This window comes from Serratia sp. TSA_105.2, assembly GCF_052692115.1.
In genome coordinates, this window is record NZ_JBQZFT010000003.1 from 178,080 (window position 1) to 203,012 (window position 24,933).

Below are 24,933 nucleotides of genomic sequence, written 5' to 3' on the forward strand. Positions count from 1 at the left end.
AACAGGGTTATTTTGTTAGCTTATAGCGGCCGTTTTTGCGGCTTAATTTGAGGAAAATTGTTAAAGGGCCACACTTTTTTTGAGGATTTATGCTGAAAACGTGTCCTGGATCAAAAAAATACCCCTAGGTAGTGAGTGGAAGAACAGGGAATTCCTGAGACAATGGTATAGTAAAACTGAAATGTGCATGTTGGTTTATATCTATCTGTTTCTACACAAAAATTAACTGACACGATTTAGCCTGTCCCTGGCGCATCAAATGTTAATCAAATGATACGTATGTAAACTAGTGTGTAGATACTTTTGTCAAAGTTGACAAAAGGTTATAGAAAGGAGTAAAAAGCCCACAGAAAAACGCTGCCTAACTCGCTGTAAAAGCAGTTTGTTTGTGTGGTTATTTATCCTTCCCTTAAATCGATGTGGCGCACTAACTGCCGGTGACAAGAGCAGTGCGATCGACGCCACTTTTGATGAGTAAGCATAGAGTATGTCAACAACCACTGAAGTTATCGCTCATCACTGGGCGCTCGCCGTATTTCTCGTCGTGGCTATCGGGCTTTGCGGCTTAATGCTGCTGGGTGCGTTCTTCTTGGGCGGGAGAGCCCGGGCGCGCGCCAAACACACCCCGTTTGAATCAGGCATCGACTCGGTCGGCACGGCGCGCATGCGCTTGTCCGCCAAGTTCTACCTGGTGGCCATGTTCTTCGTTATTTTCGACGTTGAAGCCTTATACCTGTATGCCTGGTCGGTCTCGGTTCGCGAGAGCGGTTGGGTAGGCTTTATCGAAGCCGCCATTTTCATTTTGGTGCTATTGGCCGGTCTGGTTTATCTGGTGCGCATCGGCGCGTTGGATTGGACTCCGGCGCGTTCCCAACGCCGCAGCAAACCGAGCACGATCACTAACACCAACAGTCATCCGCAGTAACAGCGAGGCATTAAGATGGACTATACGCTCACCCGCATAGACCCGAACGGTGAGAACGACCGTTATCCCCTGCAAAAACAGGAGATCGTCGCCGATCCCCTGGAACAACAGGTCCACCGCACGGTTTACATGGGTAAACTCGAACATGCGCTGCATGACATGGTGAACTGGGGGCGTAAAAACTCTATTTGGCCGTATAACTTCGGCCTTTCGTGCTGTTACGTGGAGATGGTGACGTCGTTTACCGCCGTTCACGACGTGGCGCGTTTCGGTGCGGAAGTACTGCGCGCCTCCCCGCGTCAGGCTGACCTGATGGTGGTGGCCGGTACCTGCTTCACCAAAATGGCCCCGGTCATTCAACGCCTGTACGAGCAGATGCTGGAACCTAAGTGGGTGATCTCGATGGGCGCCTGCGCCAACTCCGGCGGCATGTACGACATCTATTCCGTGGTGCAGGGCGTGGATAAGTTCCTGCCGGTCGACGTGTACATTCCCGGCTGCCCGCCGCGCCCGGAAGCCTACATGCAAGCGCTGATGCTGCTGCAGGAATCCATCGGCAAAGAACGTCGCCCGCTGTCGTGGGTTGTCGGCGATCAGGGCGTTTACCGCGCCAATATGCAGTCTGAAAGAGAGCGTAAACACGGCGAGCGCATCGCGGTGACCAACCTCCGGACGCCTGACGAGATTTAAGACGTTCATTTAACGTCCATCTTAGTGCGCTATTGGTTAACACAGCGAAAAGTGAAACTTGCGGCGAATAACCCTTTAGTGTGGTGAAAAAAAATTATGACAGATTTGACGACGCACGACGCCTTGCCTGCCTGGCAGACCCGAGATCACCTTGATGACCCGGTGATCGGCGAACTGCGCAACCGTTTTGGGCCGGAAGCCTTTACTGTTCAGGCCACCCGTACCGGCATGCCCGTGGTATGGGTTAAACCTGACCAGTTGCTGGAAGTAATGACGTTCCTGAGAAAACAGCCGAAGCCGTATGTCATGCTGTTCGATCTGCATGGCGTGGACGAACGTCTTCGCACCCACCGCGACGGCCTGCCCGCTGCGGATTTCTCCGTTTTCTACCATCTGATTTCCATCGAGCGCAACCGCGACATCATGTTGAAGGTGGCGCTGTCTGAAAAAGACCTGCACGTGCCGACGGCGACCAAGGTGTTCCCGAACGCCAACTGGTACGAGCGCGAAACCTGGGAAATGTTCGGCATCACCTTCGACGGCCACCCGCACCTGTCGCGCATCATGATGCCGCAGACCTGGGAAGGGCACCCGCTGCGCAAGGACTACCCGGCGCGCGCCACCGAATTCGATCCTTTCGTGCTGACCAAGCAGAAAGAAGATCTGGAGATGGAGGCGCTGACCTTCAAGCCGGAAGACTGGGGCATGAAGCGCGGTACCGAGAACGAAGACTTCATGTTCCTCAACCTCGGCCCGAACCACCCGTCTGCGCATGGTGCGTTCCGCATCATTCTGCAGCTGGACGGCGAAGAGATCGTCGACTGCGTGCCGGATATCGGCTATCACCACCGCGGCGCCGAGAAGATGGGCGAGCGTCAATCCTGGCACAGCTACATTCCGTATACCGACCGTATCGAGTACCTCGGTGGCTGCGTGAACGAAATGCCTTATGTGCTGGCGGTCGAGAAGCTGGCCGGCATCAAGGTGCCGGAGCGCGTCGACACCATCCGCGTGATGCTGTCCGAGCTGTTCCGCATCAACAGCCACCTGTTGTACATCTCCACCTTCATTCAGGACGTCGGCGCGATGACCCCGGTGTTCTTCGCCTTTACTGACCGTCAGAAAATCTACGATCTGGTGGAAGCGATCACCGGTTTCCGTATGCACCCGGCCTGGTTCCGCATCGGCGGCGTCGCGCACGATCTGCCGCGCGGCTGGGATCGCCTGCTGCGTGAATTCCTCGACTGGATGCCGAAGCGTCTGGACTCCTACGTGAAAGCGGCGCTGAAGAACAGCATCCTGAAAGGCCGTTCCATCGGCGTAGCGTCTTACAACGCCAAAGAAGCGCTGGAGTGGGGCGTGACCGGCGCCGGCCTGCGCGCCACCGGCGTTGAGTTCGACGTGCGTAAATGGCGTCCGTACTCCGGCTACGAGAACTTCGACTTCGAAGTGCCGGTGGGCGACGGCAACAGCGACTGCTACACCCGCGTGATGCTGAAGGTGGAAGAGCTGCGCCAGAGCCTGCGCATCCTCGAACAGTGCCTGAACAACATGCCGGAAGGCCCGTTCAAGGCCGATCACCCGCTGACCACGCCGCCGCCGAAAGAGCGCACGCTGCAGCACATTGAAACGCTGATCACCCACTTCCTGCAGGTTTCCTGGGGCCCGGTGATGCCAGCCAACGAATCATTCCAGATGATTGAAGCCACCAAAGGGATCAACAGCTACTACCTGACCAGCGACGGCAGCACCATGAGCTACCGCACCCGGGTCCGTACGCCGAGCTTTGCGCACCTGCAGCAGATCCCATCGGTCATCCGAGGCAGCCTGGTTTCCGACCTGATCGTCTATCTGGGTAGTATCGATTTTGTAATGTCAGATGTGGACCGCTAACTATGCACTCTCAAAAAGACAATCACGCAGTCAATGATGCGCTCGAGCCCATCAATGCAGCCGCTCCTCAGAGCGGCGTTGATGCATTTGTACTGAGCGCGGAAGAACGTGATGCGATCGAGCACGAAAAGCACCATTACGAGGATCCGCGTGCCGCTTCCATCGAAGCACTGAAAATTGTGCAGAAGCAGCGCGGCTGGGTTCCGGACGGTGCGATTTACGCCATCGCGGAAGTGCTGGGCATCCCCGCCAGCGACGTAGAAGGCGTGGCCACGTTCTACAGCCAGATTTTCCGTCAGCCAGTAGGACGTCACGTGATCCGTTATTGTGACAGCGTTGTCTGTCACATCACCGGTTACCAGGGCATTCAGGCCGCTATCGAGAAGAAGCTGAACATCAAGCCGGGTCAAACCACCTTTGATGGCCGCTTCACGCTGTTGCCGACCTGCTGTCTGGGCAACTGCGATAAAGGGCCGACCATGATGATTGATGACGACACTCACAGTCAGCTGAAGCCTGAAGATATCGAGACGCTACTGGAGCAGTATCAATGACCAAGCACATTGTACGCACTCCCGAAACGCATCCGCTGACCTGGCGTCTGCGCGATGACAAGCAGCCGCTGTGGCTGGACGAGTACCGCAGCAAAAACGGCTATGCCGGCGCGGAAAAGGCCCTCAAAGGCCTGGCCCCGGACGAGATCGTCGGCCTGGTGAAAGACTCCGGGCTGAAGGGCCGCGGCGGCGCGGGCTTCTCCACCGGTTTGAAGTGGAGCCTGATGCCGAAGGACGAATCCATGAACATCCGTTACCTGCTGTGTAACGCCGATGAGATGGAGCCGGGCACCTATAAAGACCGCCTGCTGATGGAGCAACTGCCGCACCTGCTGGTGGAAGGCATGTTGATATCCGCGTTCGCGCTGAAAGCCTACCGTGGGTACATCTTCCTGCGCGGTGAGTACATCGAAGCGGCGGCGCATCTGCGTCGCGCCATCGCGGAAGCCACCGAAGCCGGCTATCTGGGCAAGAACATTCTCGGTACCGGGTTTGATTTCGAGCTGATCGTGCACACCGGCGCCGGCCGTTATATCTGCGGCGAAGAAACCGCGCTGATCAACTCGCTGGAAGGCCGTCGCGCCAACCCGCGTTCCAAGCCGCCATTCCCGGCCAGCGCCGGCGTGTGGGGCAAGCCGACCTGCGTCAACAACGTCGAAACGCTGTGCAACGTACCGGCCATTTTGGCGAACGGCGTGGAGTGGTACACCGGCATCTCCGGCAGTGAGGACAAAGGTACCAAGCTGATGGGCTTCTCCGGCCGGGTGAAAAATCCGGGCGTCTGGGAGCTGCCGTTCGGCACCACCGCGCGCGAGATCCTGGAAGACTACGCCGGCGGCATGCGTGACGGTCTGCGCTTCAAAGCCTGGCAGCCGGGCGGCGCGGGGACCGACTTCCTGACCGCCGATCATCTCGATCTGCCGATGGAATACGGCGCGATCGGCAAAGCCGGCAGCCGTCTCGGCACCGCGCTGGCGATGGCGGTAGACCACGAGATCGGTATGGTGCCGCTGGTGCGTAACCTGGAAGAGTTCTTCGCCCGCGAGTCCTGCGGCTGGTGTACGCCATGCCGCGACGGCCTGCCGTGGAGCGTGAAGATCCTGCGTGCGTTGGAAAACGGCGAAGGGCAGCCGGGGGATATCGAAACCCTCGAACAGCTGTGCCGTTCCCTCGGCCCGGGCAAAACCTTCTGCGCCCACGCGCCAGGTGCCGTAGAGCCACTGCAAAGCGCGATTAAATATTTCCGTGAAGAGTTCGAGGCGGGTATCGCCGTGCAACACTTCGGCAACGCCCATGCGATTGGCGGCATTCAGCCGAACAATCTGCTGAAGCAGCGCTGGTAAGCCGAACTCGCCCGAACACGGCCAGAATTTTTGATTAACGCCTGCCGTAAGGCAGGCCACTTGGAAGCATGCTGACTATGGCTACGATTCATGTAGACGGCAAAGAGTATGAGGTAGACGGGGCGGACAACCTGCTGCAGGCTTGTCTCTCCCTCGGCCTTGATATTCCTTACTTTTGCTGGCATCCGGCGCTGGGAAGCGTCGGCGCTTGCCGCCAATGTGCGGTAAAGCAATACCAAAACGCGGAAGATACGCGCGGCCGTTTGGTGATGTCCTGTATGACCCCGGCATCCGATGGCACCTTCATCTCCATCGATGACGGTGAAGCGAAGCAGTTCCGTGAAAGCGTGGTCGAGTGGTTGATGACCAACCACCCGCACGATTGCCCGGTCTGTGAAGAAGGCGGTAACTGTCACCTGCAGGATATGACGGTAATGACCGGCCACAGCTTCCGCCGCTACCGCTTCACCAAGCGCACCCACAACAACCAGGAGCTGGGGCCGTTTATCTCGCACGAGATGAACCGCTGCATCGCCTGCTACCGCTGCGTGCGTTACTACAAAGACTATGCGGACGGCACCGACTTCGGCGTGTACGGCGCGCACGACAACGTCTACTTCGGTCGCCCGGAAAGCGGCACGCTGGAAAGCGAGTTCTCCGGCAACCTGGTGGAAGTGTGCCCGACCGGCGTATTCACCGACAAAACGCACTCCGAACGCTACAACCGTAAATGGGACATGCAGTTCGCGCCGAGCATTTGCCAGCAGTGCAGCATCGGCTGTAACACCAGCCCGGGCGAGCGCTATGGCGAGCTGCGCCGTATCGAAAACCGTTACAACGGCAGCGTGAACCACTACTTCCTGTGCGACCGCGGCCGTTTCGGTTACGGCTACGTCAACCAGAAAGATCGTCCGCGTCAACCGCAGCAGCTGCGCGGCGATGACTGGATCACCCTGAACGCCGAGCAGGCGATGCAGGGCGCGGCGGACATCCTGCGTCAGGCGAAGAAAACCATCGGCATCGGCTCCCCGCGCGCCAGCCTGGAAAGCAACTTCGCGCTGCGCGAGCTGGTCGGCGCCGAGAACTACTACACCGGTATCGCTCAGGCGGAGCAATCACGCCTGGCGCTGATGCTGAACGTGCTGAAAAACGGCGGCGTCCATACGCCGGCGCTGCGTGAGATCGAAGATTACGACGCGGTGCTGGTGCTGGGCGAAGACCTGACGCAAACCGGCGCGCGCATCGCGCTGTCCGTGCGCCAGGCCGTCAAGGGGAAAGCCCGCGCGATGGCGGCGGCGCAGCGCGTGGCCGACTGGCAGATCGCGGCGGTGCAGAACATCGGTCAGCACGCCAAGTACCCGCTGTTCACCACCAACGTCGACAATACCCGTCTGGACGACATCGCCGCCTGGAACTACCGCGCGCCGGTAGACGAGCAGGCGCGCTTCGGCTTCGCCATCGCTCACGCGCTGGACAGCGCGGCGCCGGCGGTGAACGATCTGGCTGAAGGCCTGAACAAGAAAGTCGATATCATCGTGCAGGCGCTGACCGGCGCACGCAAACCGCTGATCGTGACCGGCAGCAACGCCGGCAGCGAAGCCATCATCGAAGCGGCGGCCAACATCGCCAAGGCGTTGAAAGGCCGCGGTTCCGATGTTGGCATCACCTTCGTGGCGGGCGCAGCCAACAGCATGGGCCTGGCGATGATCGGCGGCGGTTCGCTCGATCAGGCGCTGGAACAGCTGGCGAGCGGCGCAGCCGACACCGCCATCGTGATGGAAAACGATCTCTATCGCCATGCGCCGGCGGCGCAGGTGGACGCGGCGTTGGCCAAGGTCAACAACCTGATCGTCGCCGACCACCAGCGCACCGCGATCATGGACAAAGCCAACCTGATCCTCTCCTCGGCCAGCTTCGCCGAGAGCGACGGTACGCTGATCAACCAGGAAGGCCGCGCGCAGCGCTTCTTCCAGGTATACGATCCGGCTTATTACGACGACGCCAAGAAGAATCAGTTCACCGTGATGCTGGAAAGCTGGCGCTGGATGCACTCGCTGCACTCCACCTACACCAGCCGCCACGTGGACTGGACCCAGCTCGATGATGTGATCGCCGCTTGCGTCGCCGCGTTGCCGCAGTTGCAGGGCATCGTCGACGCTGCGCCGGACGCGACTTTCCGCATTCGCGGTCAGAAGCTGGCGCGTTCGCCGCACCGCTCCAGCGGCCGTACCGCCATGCGCGCCAACATCAGCGTGCACGAGCCGCGTCAGCCGCAGGATAAAGACACCATGTTCGCCTTCTCGATGGAAGGGAACAACAGCCCGCTGGCCGATCGTCAGCAGATCCCGTTCGCCTGGGCGCCAGGCTGGAACTCACCGCAGGCATGGAACAAGTTCCAGGCCGAAGTGGGCGGCAAACTGCGCCACGGCGATCCGGGTGTACGCCTGATCGAAGCGGGGGAGGGCAGCCTCGGTTACTTCGACCGCGTGCCTGCCGCGTTCAATCCGGTCGATGGCTGGCGTGTCGCGCCTTACTACCACCTGTTCGGCAGCGATGAAATGTCGCAGCGCTCTCACGTGATCCAGCAGCGCATGCCGGAAGCCTACGTGATGGTCAACCCGGCCGACGCGGCGACGCTTGGCGTCAACGCGGGCAGCCTGGTGGAGTTCAGCTGTGCGGGCCAGACCCTGCGTCTGCCGGTGCGTCTGAGTGAAACCCTGACCCAGGGCCAGGTTGGTTTGCCGCTCGGCTTGCCAGGGATCCCGCCGATCTTGGTGGGTGCTAAGGTAGACAATCTGCGGGAGGCGGCACGATGAGCTGGTTTACCCCTGAGGTGATCGACATTCTGATCGCCATTCTTAAAGCGGTCGTGATCCTGTTGGTGGTCGTGGCGTGCGGGGCATTCATGAGCTTCGGCGAACGCCGCCTGCTCGGCCTGTTCCAGAACCGCTACGGACCGAACCGCGTAGGCTGGGGCGGCTCGCTGCAGCTGGTCGCCGACATGATCAAAATGTTCTTCAAGGAAGACTGGGTACCGAGATTCTCCGACCGGGTGATCTTCACCCTGGCGCCGATGATCGCCTTTACTTCCCTGTTGCTGGCATTTGCCATCGTTCCGGTCAGCCCGACCTGGGCGGTGTCCGATCTCAACATCGGTATTCTGTTCTTCCTGATGATGGCCGGCCTGGCGGTGTACGCCGTGCTGTTCGCCGGATGGTCGAGCAACAACAAATACTCGCTGTTGGGCGCGATGCGCGCCTCCGCGCAAACCCTGAGCTACGAAGTGTTCATCGGCCTGTCGCTGATGGGCGTGGTGATGCAGGCGGATTCGTTCAACATGCAGGCCATCGTTGAATCCCAGGCGCACGTCTGGAACGTCATCCCGCAGTTCTTCGGCTTCGTGACCTTCGCGATCGCCGGCGTGGCGGTGTGTCACCGTCACCCGTTTGACCAGCCGGAAGCCGAGCAGGAACTGGCCGACGGTTACCACATCGAATATTCCGGCATGAAGTTCGGTCTGTTCTTCGTGGGGGAATACATCGGTATCGTCACCGTGTCCGCCCTGATTGTGACGTTGTTCTTCGGCGGCTGGCAGGGTCCGTTCCTGCCGCCATTCATCTGGTTCGCGTTGAAAACGGCCTTCTTCATGATGATGTTCATCCTGATCCGTGCCGCGCTGCCGCGTCCGCGTTATGACCAGGTGATGTCCTTCGGCTGGAAAGTGTGCCTGCCGCTGACGCTGCTGAACCTGCTGGCAACCGCCGCGGTCATTTTGTACAACGCTCAATAAGGGGTGAATAAACCATGACATTGAAAGAGTTAGTGGTTGGTTTCGGCACCCAGGTGCGCAGCATTTGGATGATTGGCATGCATGCCTTCGCCAAGCGCGAAACCCAGATGTATCCGGAAGAACCGGTTTACCTGCCGCCGCGCTACCGTGGCCGCATCGTGCTGACGCGCGATCCGGACGGCGAAGAGCGCTGCGTCGCCTGTAACCTGTGTGCGGTGGCCTGCCCGGTCGGCTGTATCTCGCTGCAAAAAGCGGAGCAGAAAGACGGCCGTTGGTATCCGGAGTTCTTCCGCATCAACTTCTCGCGCTGCATTTTCTGTGGCCTGTGCGAAGAGGCTTGCCCGACTACCGCTATCCAGCTGACGCCGGATTTCGAACTGGGTGAGTACAAGCGTCAGGATCTGGTGTACGAAAAAGAAGATCTGTTGATCTCGGGGCCGGGTAAATATCCGGAATATAACTTCTACCGGATGGCCGGTATGGCGATTGACGGCAAAGCCAAAGGCGAAGCCGAAAACGAAGCCAAACCGATCGACGTCAAAGGTCTGTTGCCCTAAGGAGCCAGCAAGCATGGAAATTGCATTTTACCTGGCAGGTTTGATTGCGGTGGCCGCGACGATTCGCGTGATCACCCATACCAACCCTGTGCATGCGCTGCTGTATCTGATCGTCTCGTTATTGGCGATCTCGGCAGTCTTCTTCTCGCTCGGCGCCTACTTTGCCGCCGCGTTGGAAATCATCGTCTATGCGGGCGCCATTATGGTGCTGTTCGTGTTCGTGGTGATGATGCTGAACCTCGGCAACGTGCAGCAGCAAGAGCGCGACTGGATGAAGCCGACGGTGTGGATCGGGCCTGGCCTGTTATCGCTGGCGCTGCTGGTGGTATTGATCGTCGCGATCCGCAGCGTATCCGACCAGGGTATCAGCGGCGAGATGGTCGACGCGAAGGCGGTGGGCATCAGCCTGTTCGGGCCTTACGTACTGGCGGTTGAGCTGGCCTCAATGCTGCTGTTGGCGGGTCTGGTTGTCGCCTTCCATATCGGCCGCGAGCACAAGCCTGGCGAGGTGCTGAGCAACGCGCCGGCGAGTGGCGAAATGGCGAGAAGAAAATCGGAGGAGCAAGCATGATCCCTCTTCAACACGGCCTGATCCTGGCGGCTATCCTGTTTGTGCTCGGGCTGACCGGGCTGCTGGTGCGCCGCAACCTGCTGTTTATGCTGATCAGCCTGGAAGTGATGATCAACGCTGCGGCGTTGGCGTTTATCGTGGCGGGAAGCTACTGGGGCCAGGCGGACGGTCAGGTGATGTACATCCTGGCGATCAGCCTGGCGGCAGCCGAGGCCAGTATCGGCCTGGCGCTGCTGCTGCAGCTCTACCGTCGTCGTCATACCCTGAATATTGATACTGTCAGTGAGATGCGCGGATGAACCTATTATATTTAACAATTCTGCTACCGCTGATCGGGTTCCTGCTGTTGGCATTTTCCCGCGGTCGTTGGTCTGAGAACACGGCGGCCACCGTCGGCGTGGGCTCTATCGGCCTGGCTGCGCTGGTCACGGTGTATGTGGCGATGGATTTCTTCGCCCAGAAAGCCGCCGGCGTGCAGCTGTTCGAGCAAAGCCTGTGGACCTGGATGGCCGTCGGCAACTTCAATATCGGTGTGACCCTGGTGCTGGACGGCCTGTCGCTGACCATGCTGTCGGTGGTCACCGGCGTCGGCTTCTTCATCCACATGTTCGCTTCCTGGTACATGCGCGGTGAAGAGGGCTATTCGCGCTTCTTCGCTTACACCAACCTGTTTATCGCCAGCATGGTGGTCTTGGTGCTGGCGGACAACCTGCTGCTGATGTATCTGGGGTGGGAAGGCGTGGGCCTGTGCAGCTACCTGTTGATCGGCTTCTACTACAAAGACCCGGCCAACGGCGCGGCGGCGATGAAAGCCTTCATCGTGACCCGCGTGGGCGACGTGTTCCTGGCGTTTGCGCTGTTCATCCTCTACAACGAGCTGGGCACGCTGAATATCCGCGAGCTGATGATCCTGGCGCCGCAGAAACTGGCGGTGGGTGACACGGCCATCACCTGGGCGACCCTGATGCTGCTGGGCGGCGCGGTCGGTAAATCGGCGCAGCTGCCGTTGCAAACCTGGTTGGCGGACGCGATGGCGGGCCCAACCCCGGTTTCCGCACTGATCCACGCGGCGACCATGGTGACCGCGGGCGTCTATCTGATCGCCCGTACGCACGGCCTGTTCCTGATGGCGCCGGAAGTGCTGCACCTGGTGGGCATCGTCGGCGCGGTCACTCTGCTGCTGGCCGGCTTCGCCGCGCTGGTGCAGACCGACATCAAGCGCGTGCTCGCTTACTCCACCATGAGCCAGATCGGTTACATGTTCCTGGCGCTGGGCGTGCAGGCATGGGACGCGGCGATCTTCCACCTGATGACCCACGCGTTCTTCAAGGCGCTGCTGTTCCTGTCGTCCGGTTCGGTGATCCTGGCTTGCCACCACGAGCAAAACATCTTCAAGATGGGCGGCCTGCGCAAGAGCATCCCGCTGGTGTACGTCTGCTTCCTGGTGGGTGGCGCGGCGCTGTCTGCGTTGCCGCTGGTCACAGCCGGCTTCTTCAGTAAGGACGAGATCCTGGCGGGCGCGATGGCCAATGGCCACATCAACCTGATGGTGGCCGGCCTGGTCGGTGCGTTCATGACCTCGCTGTACACCTTCCGTATGATTTTCATCGTGTTCCACGGCGAAGAGAAAATCAAAGCGCATGCTGGTAAAGGCATCACTCACCACCTGCCGCTGCTGGTTCTGCTGGTGCTGTCCACCTTCGTCGGCGCGATGATCGTGCCGCCGTTGCAGGGCGTGCTGCCGGATACGACCGAGTTGGCGCACGGCAGCGTGCTGACGCTTGAAATCACCTCCGGCGTGGTGGCTATCGTCGGCATTCTGCTGGCGGCCGCGCTGTGGCTGGGCAAACGCAGCCTGGTCAACAGCATCGCCAACAGCGCGCCGGGGCGTTTCTTCTCGACCTGGTGGTTCCATGCCTGGGGCTTCGACTGGCTGTATGACAAAGTGTTTGTCAAGCCGTACCTGGGCATTGCGAAGCTGCTGCAGCGCGATCCGCTGAACTCGCTGATGAACCTGCCGGCCGTCTTCTCCCGCTGGGGGAACCGCGGTCTGACGGTGAGCGAGAACGGTCAGGTGCGTTGGTATATAGCGTCTATGGGTGTGGGTGCAGTGGTCGTATTGGCTCTGTTGATTTTGGTTTAATTGAATAATTTAAACAGACGCATTTTTCGGGCGTAGCGCCGGGCAGGCGCTACGTACAAAGTTTGAAATTATTCGTATAAGGGACACAAAACGCCATGCTATTACCTTGGCTAATTCTTATCCCCTTTATCGGCGGTCTGCTGTGCTGGCAGCTTGAGCGCTTCGGTACTAAGGTGCCGCGCTGGATAGCGCTGATCGCAATGGGGCTGACGTTGGCGCTCTCTCTGCAGCTGTGGATGCAGGGCGGCTATACCTTGACTACGCCGAAAGGCATTCCGCAGTGGCAGAGCGAATTCCTGCTGCCGTGGATCCCGCGCTTCGGTATCTCCATCCACCTGGCGCTGGACGGCCTGTCGCTGCTGATGGTGGTGTTGACCGGTCTGCTGGGCGTGCTGGCGATCCTCTGTTCCTGGCGTGAAATCCAGAAGTATCAGGGCTTCTTCCACCTCAACCTGCTGTGGATCCTGGGCGGCGTTATCGGCGTGTTCCTCGCCATCGACATGTTCCTGTTCTTCTTCTTCTGGGAAATGATGTTGGTGCCGATGTACTTCCTGATCGCGCTGTGGGGCCACAAGGCGTCGGACGGTAAAACCCGCATCACCGCGGCGACCAAGTTCTTCATCTACACCCAGGCCAGCGGTCTGGTGATGCTGATTGCGATCCTGGGCCTGGTGTTCGTGCACTACAACGCGACCGGCGTGTGGACCTTCGATTACGAAGACCTGCTGCAAACGCCGATGTCCCACAACGTGCAATATCTGTTGATGCTGGGCTTCTTCATCGCCTTCGCGGTGAAAATGCCGGTGGTGCCGCTGCACGGCTGGTTGCCGGACGCGCACAGCCAGGCGCCGACCGCAGGTTCCGTCGACCTGGCGGGCATCTTGCTGAAAACGGCGGCCTACGGCCTGCTGCGTTTCAGCCTGCCGCTGTTCCCTGAGGCTTCGCACGAGTTTGCGCCAATCGCCATGTGGCTGGGCGTGATCGGCATCTTCTACGGCGCCTGGATGGCGTTCGCGCAGACCGATATCAAGCGTCTTATCGCCTACACCTCGGTATCGCACATGGGCTTCGTGCTGATCGCCATCTACACCGGCAGCCAACTGGCTTACCAGGGCGCGGTGATCCAGATGATCGCGCACGGCCTGTCCGCCGCCGGTATGTTTATCATCTGCGGCCAGCTGTACGAGCGTCTGCATACCCGCGACATGCGTCAGATGGGCGGCCTGTGGGGGCGTATCAAATTCATCCCTGCGCTGTCGCTATTCTTCGCCGTGGCTACGCTGGGGATGCCGGGTACCGGTAACTTCGTCGGCGAATTCATGATTCTGTTCGGCAGCTACCAGGTGGTGCCGGTGATCACCGTGATCTCCACCTTCGGTCTGGTGTTCGCTTCGGTTTACTCGCTGATCATGATGCAGCGCGCTTATTACGGTGCGCCTAAATCCGACCAGCCGCTGCAGGGCATGACCGCGCGCGAGCTGTTCATCATTCTGCTGCTGGTGGTGTTGCTGGTTCTGCTGGGGGTTTACCCGCAGCCGATTCTGGATACTTCCAACGCGGCGATGAGCAACGTGCAACACTGGTTTGGTTCGTCAGTTTCAGCAATTTCAACAACAAGGCCGTAATTCGCCATGACAATAACTCCTCAACAACTGATCGCACTGCTGCCGCTGTTGATCGTCGGATTGACGGTGGTGGTTGTGATGCTAGGCATTGCGTGGCGACGCGACCACTTTATCAACGCCACCCTGACCGTGATCGGTCTCAACCTGGCGCTGCTTTCGCTGTACTTTGTCGGCCAGGCAGGCCCAATGGACGTCACCCCGCTGCTGCGGGTTGACGGTTACTCGATGTTCTACACCGGGCTGGTGCTGCTGGCGAGTCTGGCGACCTGCACCTTCGCGTATCCGTGGCTGGTCGGCTATCCGGATAACCGCGAAGAGTTCTACTTGCTGGTGCTGATCGCCGCCATGGGTGGCATCCTGCTGGCGAGCGCCAACCATCTGGCTTCGCTGTTCATCGGTATCGAGCTGATCTCGCTGCCGCTGTTCGGCCTGGTGGGCTATGCCTACCGCCAGAAGCGCCCGCTGGAAGCCGCCATCAAGTACATGCTGCTGTCCGCCGCCGCCTCGTCGTTCCTGCTGTTCGGCATGGCGCTGCTGTATGCCGAGTCCGGCGATCTGTCGCTGGCCGGCCTCGGCAAGAGCCTGCAGGAAAACATGATGCACCAGCCGCTGATCCTGGCCGGTATGGGCATGATGATCGTCGGTCTGGGCTTCAAGCTGTCGCTGGTGCCGTTCCAACTGTGGACGCCGGACGTGTATCAGGGCGCGCCTGCGCCGGTCTCGACCTTCCTGGCGACCGCCAGCAAGATCGCGATCTTCGCGGTCGTGATGCGTCTGTTCCTGTATGCCCCGGCCGCCGACAACGAGGCGCTGCGCATGGTGCTGTCGATCATCGCGTTCTGCTCTATCTTGTTCGGTAACCTGATGGCCATCAGCCAGACCAACATCAAGCGTCTGCTGGGCTACTCGTCGATCGCTCACCTGGGCTACCTGCTGGTAGCGCTGATTGCGGTGCAAACCCATCAGCTGTCGCTGGAAACCGCCGGCGTTTACCTGGCCGGTTACCTGTTCAGCAGCCTGGGCGCCTTCGGCGTGGTCAGCCTGATGTCCAGCCCATACCGCGGCCCGGATGCGGATTCGCTGTTCTCTTACCGTGGTTTGTTCTGGCACAAGCCAATCTTGTCCGCGGTGATGACGGTGATGATGCTGTCGCTGGCCGGTATCCCGATGACGCTGGGCTTTATCGGTAAGTTCTTCGTGATCGCGATGGGCGTCAGCGCACACCTGTGGTGGCTGACCGGCGCAGTCGTGGTAGGCAGCGCCATCGGCCTGTACTACTACCTGCGCGTGACCGTCAGCCTGTTCCTCAGCGCGCCGGAATCGCTGCAGCGCGATACCCCGAACAACTGGGCGTTGACCGCCGGTGGCGTCGTGGTGCTGATCTCAGCTGCGCTGGTACTGCTGTTGGGTGTCTATCCGCAGCCGCTGATTTCGCTGGTGCAGATGGCGCAGCCGACGTTCTGATAACGCTTCAGACGGTAAAAAGGTCGCTTCGGCGACCTTTTTTTATGGGGAAACGGCACTCAGCCGTAATGGGCGCTAAACGAGGTTTCCAGCGCCTGCACCACCGCGCGCACGCGGGCGGCGCGTTGCAAATCGGGATGCAGCACCAGCCAGATATCCACCCAGTCTTTGTTCTCGGGGAACAGGCGCACCAGCTCCGGGTCTTTGTCCGCCAAAAACGCGGAGAGCAGGCCGATGCCCAGCCCGCTACGGGTGGCGGAGCGCAGCAGCAGCTGCGAATTGCATTGCAGCACGACGTTGGGCTCGTGCAGGGCCTCGCCGCAGAAATTGTTCCAGTGGCGCGGCACCAGCTCGCGCGGGAACATCAGCAGATCGTGGCCGCGCAGCTGCTCGCCCCTGACCGGCATGCCGCGCCGCGCCAAATAGTGCTGGGTGGCATACAGGCCCATTTCGATGGTGGCTAACCGTTTGATGATCAGCTCATCGTCATCGGGACGGGCGCCGCGGATCGCCAGATCTGCGCCGTGGTAAGAAATATCGGCGATGTTGACCGCCGTCAGCAGCGTGACGGTGATGGCCGGATAGCGTTCCCGCAGATCTTGCAGCGCCGGCATCACGAAGGCTTCGGCCAGGGTATCGGTGGTGGCGATGCGCACGTTGCCGCACAGGCTTTCGTCACCGCTGGCGGCTTTACGGTTGATCGCCTGCACTGCATTTTCCATCTTCATCACGTCCGCCAGCATTTCCTCCCCCAGCGGGCTGAGGGCGAAGGATTTCGGCGTGCGGATAAACAGCTTGGAACCGAGCGCATCTTCGAAAGCGGACAGCCGTCGGCCGACGGTCGCTTGATCGACATGCAGCTGGCTGGCGGCTTTGCGTAGCGTGCCGCAGCGCGCAACGGCCAAAAAGAAGCGCGCGTCGTCCCAATTCATCATGCCATTTCCTCTCTGCAGATTTGTCGGCGCCGTGGGGCAAGGGCCGGTGCGGGCGAACGATAACGGTTTCTATCATAAAGTGTTGTTCCGCCCGGGGGGAGGGAAAGACGGTTAACGGTCTGCTCATCGGCGGTTATTTCTCCGGTGATGCAAGAATGCATCAGGGTGATTCATTCTTGACGATACTTCGCCCGTCGCCGTAACGCTATGATAAGCGCCGTTCCCGGCTCGTCGGGTGAGGAAAAACGTCGATGGCAGGCCGCCACCTGCCGACTTTGGGAGTTAAAGCATGTCAGAAAATACCGCCATCCAGGACACGGTGCCGAAAAACGCGCAGGCATCGCGCATGGGTATTCTATTGTTCCTGGCATTGGCACTGATGTCGGCATTGCTGAACAGCAGTGCGCCGACGCCGCTGTATCCGCTGTATCAGCAGCAGCTTGCGCTGAGCTCCGTCAGCCTGACCGTTGTTTACGGCGCTTACGCCGCCGGCGTGCTGATCGCTTTGTTCGGCGTCGGCAATCTGGCCGGCAAAGTGAAGGATTTGCGCAGCATGATCGTGCCGGCATTGCTGGTGGTGTTGAGCGGTGCGCTGCTGTTCGCGCGGGCTGATACCTTTGCCATGATGCTCATGGCGCGACTGTTAGCCGGGGTGGGCACCGGGGCATTGACCGGTGCGGCAAACATCGCGTTGGTGCGTTTTGGGCCACGAGACGGCGGTAAAAACGCCGCGCTGATCGCCACGTTGTCCTTTACCACAGGATTGGCGCTGGGCCCGATCTTCAGCGGCATCGCTTTGCAGACCGGTTTTCATCCCACGACGTTGCCGTTCGTTTTCATCATGGTCATTGCCGCCGTGGCTGCGTTGGGCGTGATGTTCTCGTGGCCGCGTGGCGTGGTTACGGCGCCGACCCATGCTGCGCCGGCTGCGACAGAAAAAAGCTCGCTGCTCGATGGCCTGCGCGCCACCGGCGGTAAATTCTATGTCTGTGCCGGGGCGCTGTTTATCTGTTGGGCCCTGGCCGCCAGCATTTTGGCTATCGGCCCCAGCGTGGCGGAAACGCTGTTAGGCCTGCACGCTCGAGGCGTCTTTGGCTATGCGATTGCGGTTTATCTGTTGATCGCCGGTATCAGCCAGATCCTGAGCCGCCGCCTTAACGCCCGCCATTCGCTGTTGTTCGGTTGCCTGGCGCAGGTGCTGGCGGCGGTGGTATTCGCCGTGGCGATCCAGTGGCATTCACTGTGGCTGGCGGCTGCGGGGCTGGTGGTGGCCGGCTATGCTTACGGCGCCATTTTCGTTGGCAGCGCGACCCTGGTAAACCTGATTTCGCCGCCGGCCAGCCATGCACGTTTGCTTTCGCTGTTTTACGTTATCGCTTATATCGCCAACTGGGTGCCTATCTTGCTGGGGATCGTGGTCGACCGTATCGATCTACAGCAGGCAACCCATCTGCTGTTCCTGAGCAGCACCACGGTATGCCTGTTGTTGGCATGGATGACGGTACGTGCTGGGTTCCCACGTTAATAATTTTGTGATTGAAGTCTCTTTTATTTAATTAATTATTCTTTAATTGCATTTATATTGTGATTTTAATCACATGAAATGACCAGCTTTCGGGTAAACTGCGCGCTTTCTTTATGCCGCGGGTCACTTTATGAACGTTCTTTTCGCCATTGCCGTTACGACCGGGATCCTCTCCGGCGTGTGGGGCTGGGTTGCCGTCAGCCTGGGGCTGATCGGTTGGGCCGGTTTTCTCGGATGCACGGCGTATTTCGCCTGCCCGCAGGGTGGGTTGAAAGGGCTGGTGATCGGCGCGTTGACCTGTTGCAGCGGCGTCTTCTGGGCAATGGCGATCATCCACGGCAGCGAACTGGCGCCGCAGTGGAATTTGCTGGGGTATCTGCTGACCGGCGTCGTGGCATTCCTGATGTGTATTCAGGCCAAACAGCAGTGGCTGGGGTTTGTGCCCGGCACCTTTATCGGTGCCTGTGCGACCTTCGCCGGCGGCGGCGATTGGCCGCTGGTGACGCTTTCCCTGCTGGTGGGCCTGCTGTTCGGCTATGCGATGAAAAACAGCGGTCTGTGGTGGGCGGCGCGCAGCGAAAAAGCCCGCGCTACGCCGTCGATCGGCCCGAATGCCGGCTCAAACGGTGCCGCCGAGTGAGAGGCGGTAATGCAGATTGTGGCGCTCGCCGCAAGGTTCGCCCGCGATCCGCAACAGCAGCATTTCGGCGGCGGTTTTCCCCATGTCAAAGCGCGGCGTGATCACACTGGCGATGCCCGGCGTGGTCGCCTGGCCAATATCCAGGCCGTGAAAACCCGATAACGCAACCTCCTGCGGCACGCGCACGCCGAGACGCAGGCAGGCCTGCAACACGCCCACCGCCAGATCGTCGTTGGTGCACAGGATACCGTCGAGCTGCGGGAAGCGTTCGCGCGCCATCGCCAGCATGTCGGCGCCGATCGAAACCGAAGAGACCCGATGCGGCGCGATCTGACGCGGCGTTTGCCCCTGAGCCGCCATGGCGCGGCAGTACCCCCGATAGCGTTTATTGTCGCGTGCGTCCGACATGGCGCCAAAGTAAACGATATGCCGTTTGCCGCTGGCGAGCAGCGCTTCGGTCATGTCATACCCCGCCTGTTCATTATCGAACCCCACCGCAATCCGCCCCGGCGGCGCGTCGAGATCCATCACCTGCGCGAGGGGGATTTTGGCGGCGCCGAGGTAGGTCTCTGCGCGCAAGGTATGCGCAGAATCGGTGAGGATCAGCCCGGCAATCGGGTAGCTCAACAGCTGTGCGATCTGCTCTTCTTCCCGTTGCGGGCTGTAATCGTAGTTCATCACCAGCGTTTGGTAACCCCGCGCTTGGGTAACGGATTCGATACCGGCCAGCAGATCGGCGAAGATCTGGTTGTTGAAGGAGGGGATCAGTACGCCGATGCGCGGTTTTCTGCCTGCCTGTGCGGTATCGGCATCTGTGACGTTCAGCTCCCGCATGACCTGCGCAATGCGTTCGGCGGTGTCGGCCGCCACTTTTTCCGGCGTGCGCAGAAAACGGCTGACGGTCATTTTGGTCACGCCGGCCAATTGTGCGATGTCCTGTAGCGTAACGCGAGGGTGTTTCATTCGGTGGCCTTCACGGGCGGTGCGGCAAGGGCGGATAGCGGTATGTTAACAAATCGATTTGGCGATAACAACGAATGTGCTTCTATTGAAAATAGCCATTTTTCAATTGGATAGATGATTTTTACCCGCGAACTGCCTGCGTGAGATCACGTTAAGGGTAACAGGGTTTCGTAACATGATTTTCAGTGATTCCCATCACGTTTTTACCGGTAACAATCGGCTGAGATAGAGGCCTGTCCGATTGGAGGCCTGATGGCCGGGAATCACCATGAATAATCTATTTTCTCTGGATAACAAAACCGTCTTGATCACCGGCGCCTCGCGCGGCATCGGTTTTCTGCTGGCGCGCGGCCTGGCGCAGCAAGGCGCACATATTCTGGTCAACGCCACCACCGAAGAACATGCCCGGCATGCCGCCGATCGCCTGCGCGAAGAGGGGCTGCGCGCGGATGCGGCGGCGTTCGACGTCACCGATTCCCAGGCGGTGCATGCCGCCATCGACCGTATCGAAGCGGATATCGGCGCGATAGACGTCTTGATCAACAACGCCGGCATCCAGCGCCGCCACCCGTTCACCGAGTTTCCGGAGCAAGACTGGGACGACATCATCGCCGTCAACCAGAAGGCGGTCTTCATCGTGTCGCAAACCGTGGCGCGTTACATGGTGCCGCGCCGGCGCGGCAAGATAGTCAACATCGGCTCGATGCAAAGCGAGCTGGGCCGCGACACCATCACCCCTTATGCGGCGTCCAAGGGCGCGGTGAAAATGCTGACGCGCGGCATGTGCGTGGAGCTGGCGCGCTACAACATTCAGGTTAACGGCATTGCTCCCGGCTACTTCAAAACCGAGATGACGCAGGCGCTGGCCGACGATCCGGCCTTCACCGCCTGGCTGACCCAACGCACGCCCGCCGCGCGCTGGGGCGATCCGCAGGAGCTGATCGGCGCGGCGGTGTTCCTGGCCGCCGACGCCTCCGCCTTCGTCAACGGGCAGCTGCTGTTTGTCGATGGTGGCATGTCGGCGGCGGTATAACCTTTTTTCGTGGAGTCTTGAGATGAAAATTCAAACCCAGTCCTGCGTGGTCAACGGCAAGCGAGACGTGGCGGTGATCGCGCAAGAAGTGGACTATCGAGGGCAGGGAACGCTGGTGAAAATCAGCCGCGGCGGCATCTGCGGCTCGGATCTGCATTATTTCCAGGAAGGCAAGGTCGGCAATTTTCAGGTGCGTCAGCCGATGGTGCTGGGCCATGAGGTGATCGGCGAGGTGGTCGCCAGCGATTCACCGCAGCTGCCGGTCGGACAAAAGGTGGCGCTCAATCCCAGCAAACCCTGCGGGCAGTGCAAATACTGCCTGGCGCAGCAAAGCAATCAATGCGTCGAGATGCGCTTTTTCGGCAGCGCGATGTATTTTCCGCACGTCGACGGCGCTTTTACCCAATACAAGGTGGTGGATAGCGCGCAGTGTATCCCTTACGGCGCCGATCGCGACGACAGGGTGATGGTGTTCGCCGAACCGCTGGCGGTGGCGATACACGCAGCGAAACAGCCCGGCGACGTGACGGGAAAAAAGGTCTTCGTGTCCGGCGTCGGCCCGATCGGCTGTCTGCTGGTGGCGGCGCTGAAAGCGCTGGGCGCCGCAGAGATTGTCTGTGCCGATCTCAGCCCGCGCTGCCTGACGATCGCCAGGCAAATGGGGGCCGACCGGTGCCTGCATGCCGCGGACGACGATGTTAGCGATTATCAGCAGGACAAGGGGTATTTCGACATCGCCTTCGAAGTGGCGGGGCACCCGCAGTCGCTGCAGCGCTGCCTGGAGATTACCCGCGCCAAAGGCACCGTGGTGCAGGTGGGCATGGGTGGCAGCTTTCCCGATTTCCCGCTGATGTTGTTGATCGCCAAGGAGTTGAACCTGCTCGGATCCTTCCGCTTCGTGGCGGAGTTTGCGCTGGCGGTGGCGTGGCTGGCCGACGGCGTGGTCGATCCTCTGCCGTTGCTGTCGGCGGAGTTCGCCAGCGGGCAGCTGGCGCAGGCGCTGGAGTTTGCCGGCGATAAGCGCCAGGCCGCCAAGGTGCAATTGGTGTTTTAGGGTAAAAGTCTGATGGCCGCAGGCGGCGATCCTTGTCTATAGTGTAGGAACGCTTAATTTTTCAACCACGGAGATCTCACGATGGCAAGACATACGGATGCTGAGCAAACTACGCTGGATGACGATCTGAGAATGCTGACCGAGACGCTGGAGGAAGTGCTGCAATACACCGGCGATCGTGCGGATCAGGCTTACGTCGACATCAAGTCGCACGCCGAGCAGGCGCTGAGTGAGGTCAAGGCGCGCTGGGCGAACACCGGTGAATCCTACTACGCGCGCGCCAAAGAAGCGGTACACCGCACCGACGACTACGTGCGGGATAAACCCTGGCACAGCGTAGGTATCGGCGCCACCGTCGGGCTGGTGCTAGGGCTGCTGCTGGCCCGTAAATAAATCACGGCATCGGGGCGGCGCAGGCCGCCTCGTGCTTTTCTGCAGACTGTGTTGTTCATCTCGCTGTTTCCCCGCTGGCTTTCCCTTATCCCGCCTATACTTCCCGCTAGCCGTCGTCGGAGTGCCTTTATTTCCCTTGTTTTTGTATGGACGGATTGAGCCGGCGTCGCCGCAAGTGTAAAGTATTTGTGTTTTTATTGTTTATTTTTTGTTCTAAATCAAATAATTATCTGGTGTAAACACCCAGGGATATACGGCGTTCTTGCGCTGGCGCAAAAGCCGTGAAAATAACACCTCATATAATACAGAGCGTAACTACAGGCGCGGCGTCCGTCGGCTGCGCCGGAGACGATCTCTGCTAACTGACTTGTGAGCGAACTATGTCGACAAGTGTTTTTAATCGCCGGTGGGCAGCTGTGCTGCTCGAGGCGCTGGCCCGCCATGGGGTACGGCATGTTTGTATCGCTCCGGGATCGCGCTCCACGCCGCTGACGCTGGCCGCTGCGGCCAACCGATCGTTTATCTGTCATACCCATTTTGATGAGCGCGGGCTCGGCCATCTGGCGCTTGGGCTGGCGAAGGCAACGCGTGAGCCGGTGGCGGTGATCGTCACGTCCGGCACCGCGGCGGCCAACCTTTATCCCGCGCTGATCGAAGCCGGCCTGACCGGTGAGCGGCTGGTGTTTCTCACCGCCGATCGGCCGCCGGAGTTGATCGACTGCGGCGCCAATCAGGCGATCCGTCAAAACGGCCTCTACAGCAGTCACCCGACGCTGGCGATCGATCTGCCGCGCCCTACGCCGGATATTCCGGCCGCGTGGCTGGCCTCCAGCGTCGACAGCGCGATGGCGCGTCTGCAGCACGGCGCTTTGCACATCAACTGCCCGTTCGCCGAGCCGCTGTACGGCGGCGACGAACGTCACTATGCCGATTGGTCCGCCGCGCTGGGCGACTGGTGGCAGAGCGATCGCCCGTGGCTGCAGGAAAGCGAGACGCATGCGGTGCCATTGCCGCAGCCGGACTGGTTCTTCTGGCGGCAGAAACGCGGCGTGGTGCTGGCCGGGCGCATGAGCGCGCAAGAGGGCGCTCAGGTGGCCGAATGGGCCGCAACGCTGGGCTGGCCGCTGATCGGCGACGTGCTGTCGCAGACCGGGCAACCGCTGCCCTGCGCCGATTTGTGGCTCGCTCACCCGCAGGCGCAGCGCGTACTGCAAGATGCGCAACTGGTGGTGCAGTTCGGCGGCAGCCTGACCGGCAAACGCCTGCTGCAGTGGCAGGCGCAGTGCCGGCCGGAAGAGTATTGGGTCATCGACGAGCTGCCGGGGCGGCTCGATCCGGCCCAGCACCGGGGGCGGCGCCTGCGCGCCGGCGTGGCGCAGTGGTTGGCGCAGCACCCGGCGCAGCCGCGCGCGCCGTGGGCCGCCGGGCTGGCGGCACTGGCGGATAAGGCGCTGACGGCTGCATCCACGCATCTGCACGATAGCTTTGGCGAAGCGCAGCTGGCGCACCGCTTGCCGGAACTGTTGCCAGAGAACGGCCAGCTGTTTCTCGGCAACAGCCTAGTGGTGCGACTGATCGACGCGTTAACGCCATTGCCCGTCGCCTACCCGGTATTCAGCAACCGCGGTGCCAGCGGTATCGACGGCCTGATCTCCACCGCCGCTGGCGTGCAGCGAGCCACCGCCAGACCGACGTTGGCGGTGGTGGGCGATCTTTCCGCTCTGTATGACCTCAATGCGCTGGCGCTGCTGCGCCAGAGCTCGGCGCCGACGGTGCTGATCGTCGTCAACAACAACGGCGGCCAAATTTTCTCGCTACTGCCGACGCCGGAAGAGGATCGTCAGCGCTTTTACTGCATGCCGCAGAACGTCGAGTTCAGCCACGCGGCGGCGATGTTCCAGCTGGGTTACGCGCGGCCGGAGAACTGGAGCCAGCTGCAACAGGCGGTTGAACAAGGCTGGCGGCGCGGCGGCGCCACGCTTATCGAACTGCAGGTGCCGCCGAGCGCGGGGGCCGAAAGCCTGCAATACCTGGTGCAACAGATGGCGGTGCAATGATGCTGGCGACGCGAATTTTGCAACAGGGCGAAGCGGGCCGCCCGTGGCTGGTGTGGCTGCATGGCCTGCTCGGCAACAACAATGAATGGCGGGTGATCGCCGCACGCTGCCCGGAATGGCCGTCGCTGGCCATCGATCTGCCCGGCCACGGCGATTCCGTGGCGGTGAGCTGCCGCGGCTTCGACGACATCAGCGAGCAGATTGCCGCCACGCTGCAGCTGCGCAATATCGAACGCTATTGGCTGGTGGGCTACTCGCTCGGCGGGCGCATCGCTATGTATCACGCCTGCCATGGCCGCCATGCCGGCCTGCAGGGGGTGATCGTCGAGGGCGGCAACCCGGGGCTGGAGGACGAAGAGCAGCGCCGTCGGCGCTGCGAACAGGATGCGCTGTGGGCGGACCGCTTCCGCCGGGAGCCGATCGCCGAGGTCCTGGCGGACTGGTATCAGCAGCCGGTGTTCAAAGAGCTCAGCCATGTGCACCGCCAGGCGCTGATCGCCGCGCGCTCGGTCAACAGCGGCCCGGCGATCGCCGACATGCTCGAAGCCACGTCGCTCGGGCGGCAGCCCTATCTGGCGCCGCAGCTGCGCCAACTGAGCGTGCCGCTGCAGGTGCTGTGCGGTGAGAACGACCCCAAATTTCAACGGCTGGCGCGCGACGCCGGATTGCCGTTGCGCATCGTGCCGCAGGCCGGGCACAACGCGCATCTGGCCAATCCGCAGGATTTCGTCGCCGAGCTGCAGACCTTTCTCGTTAACCCTGGTTAAAGGAACCGAAC

22 protein-coding genes are annotated in these 24,933 nt (G+C 60.6%); 20 read left to right on the forward strand and 2 right to left on the reverse strand.

Annotation, left to right across the window (positions count from 1 at the left end; all coding sequences use genetic code 11):
* Nucleotides 1–487 precede the first annotated feature (487 nt).
* The 13 genes from nuoA to nuoN all read left to right on the forward strand — a co-directional run bounded on the left by nuoA (nt 488) and on the right by nuoN (nt 15,555).
* The gene (gene nuoA / locus ACUTSC_RS11975; protein ID WP_025303663.1) at nt 488–925 is read left to right on the forward strand and encodes an NADH-quinone oxidoreductase subunit NuoA; all 438 of its coding nucleotides are present in this window, start codon (nt 488–490) and stop codon (nt 923–925) included.
* Between the two features lie 15 nt (nt 926–940).
* Entirely contained in the window at nt 941–1,615 is a 675-nt protein-coding gene (locus tag ACUTSC_RS11980) for a NuoB/complex I 20 kDa subunit family protein (protein ID WP_004936039.1), read from the forward strand.
* Nucleotides 1,616–1,711: 96 nt separating this feature from the next.
* Nucleotides 1,712–3,508 carry an NADH-quinone oxidoreductase subunit C/D gene (nuoC, locus tag ACUTSC_RS11985; RefSeq protein WP_025303662.1) on the forward strand — a complete coding sequence of 599 codons (1,797 nt, stop codon included), beginning with the start codon at nt 1,712–1,714 and terminating at the stop codon, nt 3,506–3,508.
* A gap of 2 nt (nt 3,509–3,510) precedes the next feature.
* Nucleotides 3,511–4,062, forward strand: a complete 552-nt coding sequence (gene nuoE, locus ACUTSC_RS11990) for an NADH-quinone oxidoreductase subunit NuoE (RefSeq protein WP_033635327.1) — start codon at nt 3,511–3,513, stop codon at nt 4,060–4,062.
* A complete protein-coding gene (gene nuoF / locus ACUTSC_RS11995; protein ID WP_015378579.1) occupies nt 4,059–5,405 on the forward strand; it encodes an NADH-quinone oxidoreductase subunit NuoF in 1,347 nt (448 codons plus the stop codon). The genes nuoE and nuoF overlap by 4 nt, the downstream gene beginning before the upstream one ends.
* A 77-nt stretch (nt 5,406–5,482) precedes the next feature.
* The gene (gene nuoG / locus ACUTSC_RS12000) at nt 5,483–8,221 is read left to right on the forward strand and encodes an NADH-quinone oxidoreductase subunit NuoG (RefSeq protein ID WP_031300541.1); all 2,739 of its coding nucleotides are present in this window, start codon (nt 5,483–5,485) and stop codon (nt 8,219–8,221) included.
* The gene (gene nuoH / locus ACUTSC_RS12005; protein ID WP_004936022.1) at nt 8,218–9,195 is read left to right on the forward strand and encodes an NADH-quinone oxidoreductase subunit NuoH; all 978 of its coding nucleotides are present in this window, start codon (nt 8,218–8,220) and stop codon (nt 9,193–9,195) included. The genes nuoG and nuoH overlap by 4 nt, the downstream gene beginning before the upstream one ends.
* A 14-nt stretch (nt 9,196–9,209) precedes the next feature.
* The gene (nuoI, locus tag ACUTSC_RS12010; protein ID WP_025160170.1) at nt 9,210–9,752 is read left to right on the forward strand and encodes an NADH-quinone oxidoreductase subunit NuoI; all 543 of its coding nucleotides are present in this window, start codon (nt 9,210–9,212) and stop codon (nt 9,750–9,752) included.
* Nucleotides 9,753–9,765: 13 nt separating this feature from the next.
* Nucleotides 9,766–10,323 carry an NADH-quinone oxidoreductase subunit J gene (gene nuoJ, locus ACUTSC_RS12015; RefSeq protein ID WP_019453717.1) on the forward strand — a complete coding sequence of 186 codons (558 nt, stop codon included), beginning with the start codon at nt 9,766–9,768 and terminating at the stop codon, nt 10,321–10,323.
* On the forward strand, nt 10,320–10,622 hold the full coding sequence (nuoK, locus tag ACUTSC_RS12020; RefSeq protein ID WP_004936014.1) for an NADH-quinone oxidoreductase subunit NuoK: 303 nt from the start codon (nt 10,320–10,322) through the stop codon (nt 10,620–10,622). Before nuoJ ends, nuoK begins: the two co-directional genes overlap by 4 nt.
* Nucleotides 10,619–12,466 (forward strand): NADH-quinone oxidoreductase subunit L, encoded by a 1,848-nt coding sequence (gene nuoL, locus ACUTSC_RS12025; protein ID WP_019453716.1) that lies wholly within the window; start codon nt 10,619–10,621, stop codon nt 12,464–12,466. Before nuoK ends, nuoL begins: the two co-directional genes overlap by 4 nt.
* A 95-nt stretch (nt 12,467–12,561) precedes the next feature.
* Nucleotides 12,562–14,091, forward strand: a complete 1,530-nt coding sequence (nuoM, locus tag ACUTSC_RS12030) for an NADH-quinone oxidoreductase subunit M (RefSeq protein WP_025303660.1) — start codon at nt 12,562–12,564, stop codon at nt 14,089–14,091.
* Nucleotides 14,092–14,097: 6 nt separating this feature from the next.
* Nucleotides 14,098–15,555, forward strand: a complete 1,458-nt coding sequence (gene nuoN, locus ACUTSC_RS12035) for an NADH-quinone oxidoreductase subunit NuoN (protein ID WP_033635324.1) — start codon at nt 14,098–14,100, stop codon at nt 15,553–15,555.
* A gap of 59 nt (nt 15,556–15,614) precedes the next feature.
* On the opposite strand, the gene ACUTSC_RS12040 is transcribed toward nuoN, so the two are convergent.
* On the reverse strand, nt 15,615–16,490 hold the full coding sequence (locus tag ACUTSC_RS12040) for a LysR family transcriptional regulator (protein WP_038876397.1): 876 nt from the start codon (nt 16,488–16,490) through the stop codon (nt 15,615–15,617).
* Nucleotides 16,491–16,779: 289 nt separating this feature from the next.
* Between ACUTSC_RS12040 and ACUTSC_RS12045 the strand changes: the two genes are divergently transcribed.
* Together ACUTSC_RS12045 and ACUTSC_RS12050 are read left to right on the forward strand one after the other, a co-directional pair.
* Nucleotides 16,780–18,015: an MFS transporter gene (locus tag ACUTSC_RS12045; protein ID WP_445653346.1), complete on the forward strand. Its 1,236-nt coding sequence runs from the start codon at nt 16,780–16,782 to the stop codon at nt 18,013–18,015.
* A gap of 130 nt (nt 18,016–18,145) precedes the next feature.
* Complete coding sequence (locus ACUTSC_RS12050; protein ID WP_197768164.1) at nt 18,146–18,655, forward strand: DUF1097 family protein; 510 nt, start codon at nt 18,146–18,148, stop codon at nt 18,653–18,655.
* On the opposite strand, the gene ACUTSC_RS12055 is transcribed toward ACUTSC_RS12050, so the two are convergent.
* Complete coding sequence (locus ACUTSC_RS12055; protein ID WP_197768163.1) at nt 18,635–19,618, reverse strand: substrate-binding domain-containing protein; 984 nt, start codon at nt 19,616–19,618, stop codon at nt 18,635–18,637. The genes ACUTSC_RS12050 and ACUTSC_RS12055 overlap by 21 nt on opposite strands.
* Nucleotides 19,619–19,886: 268 nt before the next feature.
* On the opposite strand from ACUTSC_RS12055, the gene idnO reads away from it, so the two are divergent.
* The 5 genes from idnO to menH all read left to right on the forward strand — a co-directional run bounded on the left by idnO (nt 19,887) and on the right by menH (nt 24,922).
* Entirely contained in the window at nt 19,887–20,651 is a 765-nt protein-coding gene (gene idnO, locus ACUTSC_RS12060) for a gluconate 5-dehydrogenase (protein WP_107227612.1), read from the forward strand.
* 22 nt (nt 20,652–20,673) lie between these two features.
* Nucleotides 20,674–21,705: an L-idonate 5-dehydrogenase gene (gene idnD / locus ACUTSC_RS12065; RefSeq protein WP_197768162.1), complete on the forward strand. Its 1,032-nt coding sequence runs from the start codon at nt 20,674–20,676 to the stop codon at nt 21,703–21,705.
* 81 nt (nt 21,706–21,786) lie between these two features.
* A complete protein-coding gene (elaB, locus tag ACUTSC_RS12070) occupies nt 21,787–22,098 on the forward strand; it encodes a stress response protein ElaB (protein ID WP_025160172.1) in 312 nt (103 codons plus the stop codon).
* A 380-nt stretch (nt 22,099–22,478) separates the two neighbouring features.
* Complete coding sequence (gene menD / locus ACUTSC_RS12075) at nt 22,479–24,155, forward strand: 2-succinyl-5-enolpyruvyl-6-hydroxy-3-cyclohexene-1-carboxylic-acid synthase (protein WP_197768161.1); 1,677 nt, start codon at nt 22,479–22,481, stop codon at nt 24,153–24,155.
* The gene (gene menH / locus ACUTSC_RS12080; RefSeq protein WP_197768160.1) at nt 24,152–24,922 is read left to right on the forward strand and encodes a 2-succinyl-6-hydroxy-2,4-cyclohexadiene-1-carboxylate synthase; all 771 of its coding nucleotides are present in this window, start codon (nt 24,152–24,154) and stop codon (nt 24,920–24,922) included. The genes menD and menH overlap by 4 nt, the downstream gene beginning before the upstream one ends.
* Nucleotides 24,923–24,933 lie beyond the last annotated feature (11 nt).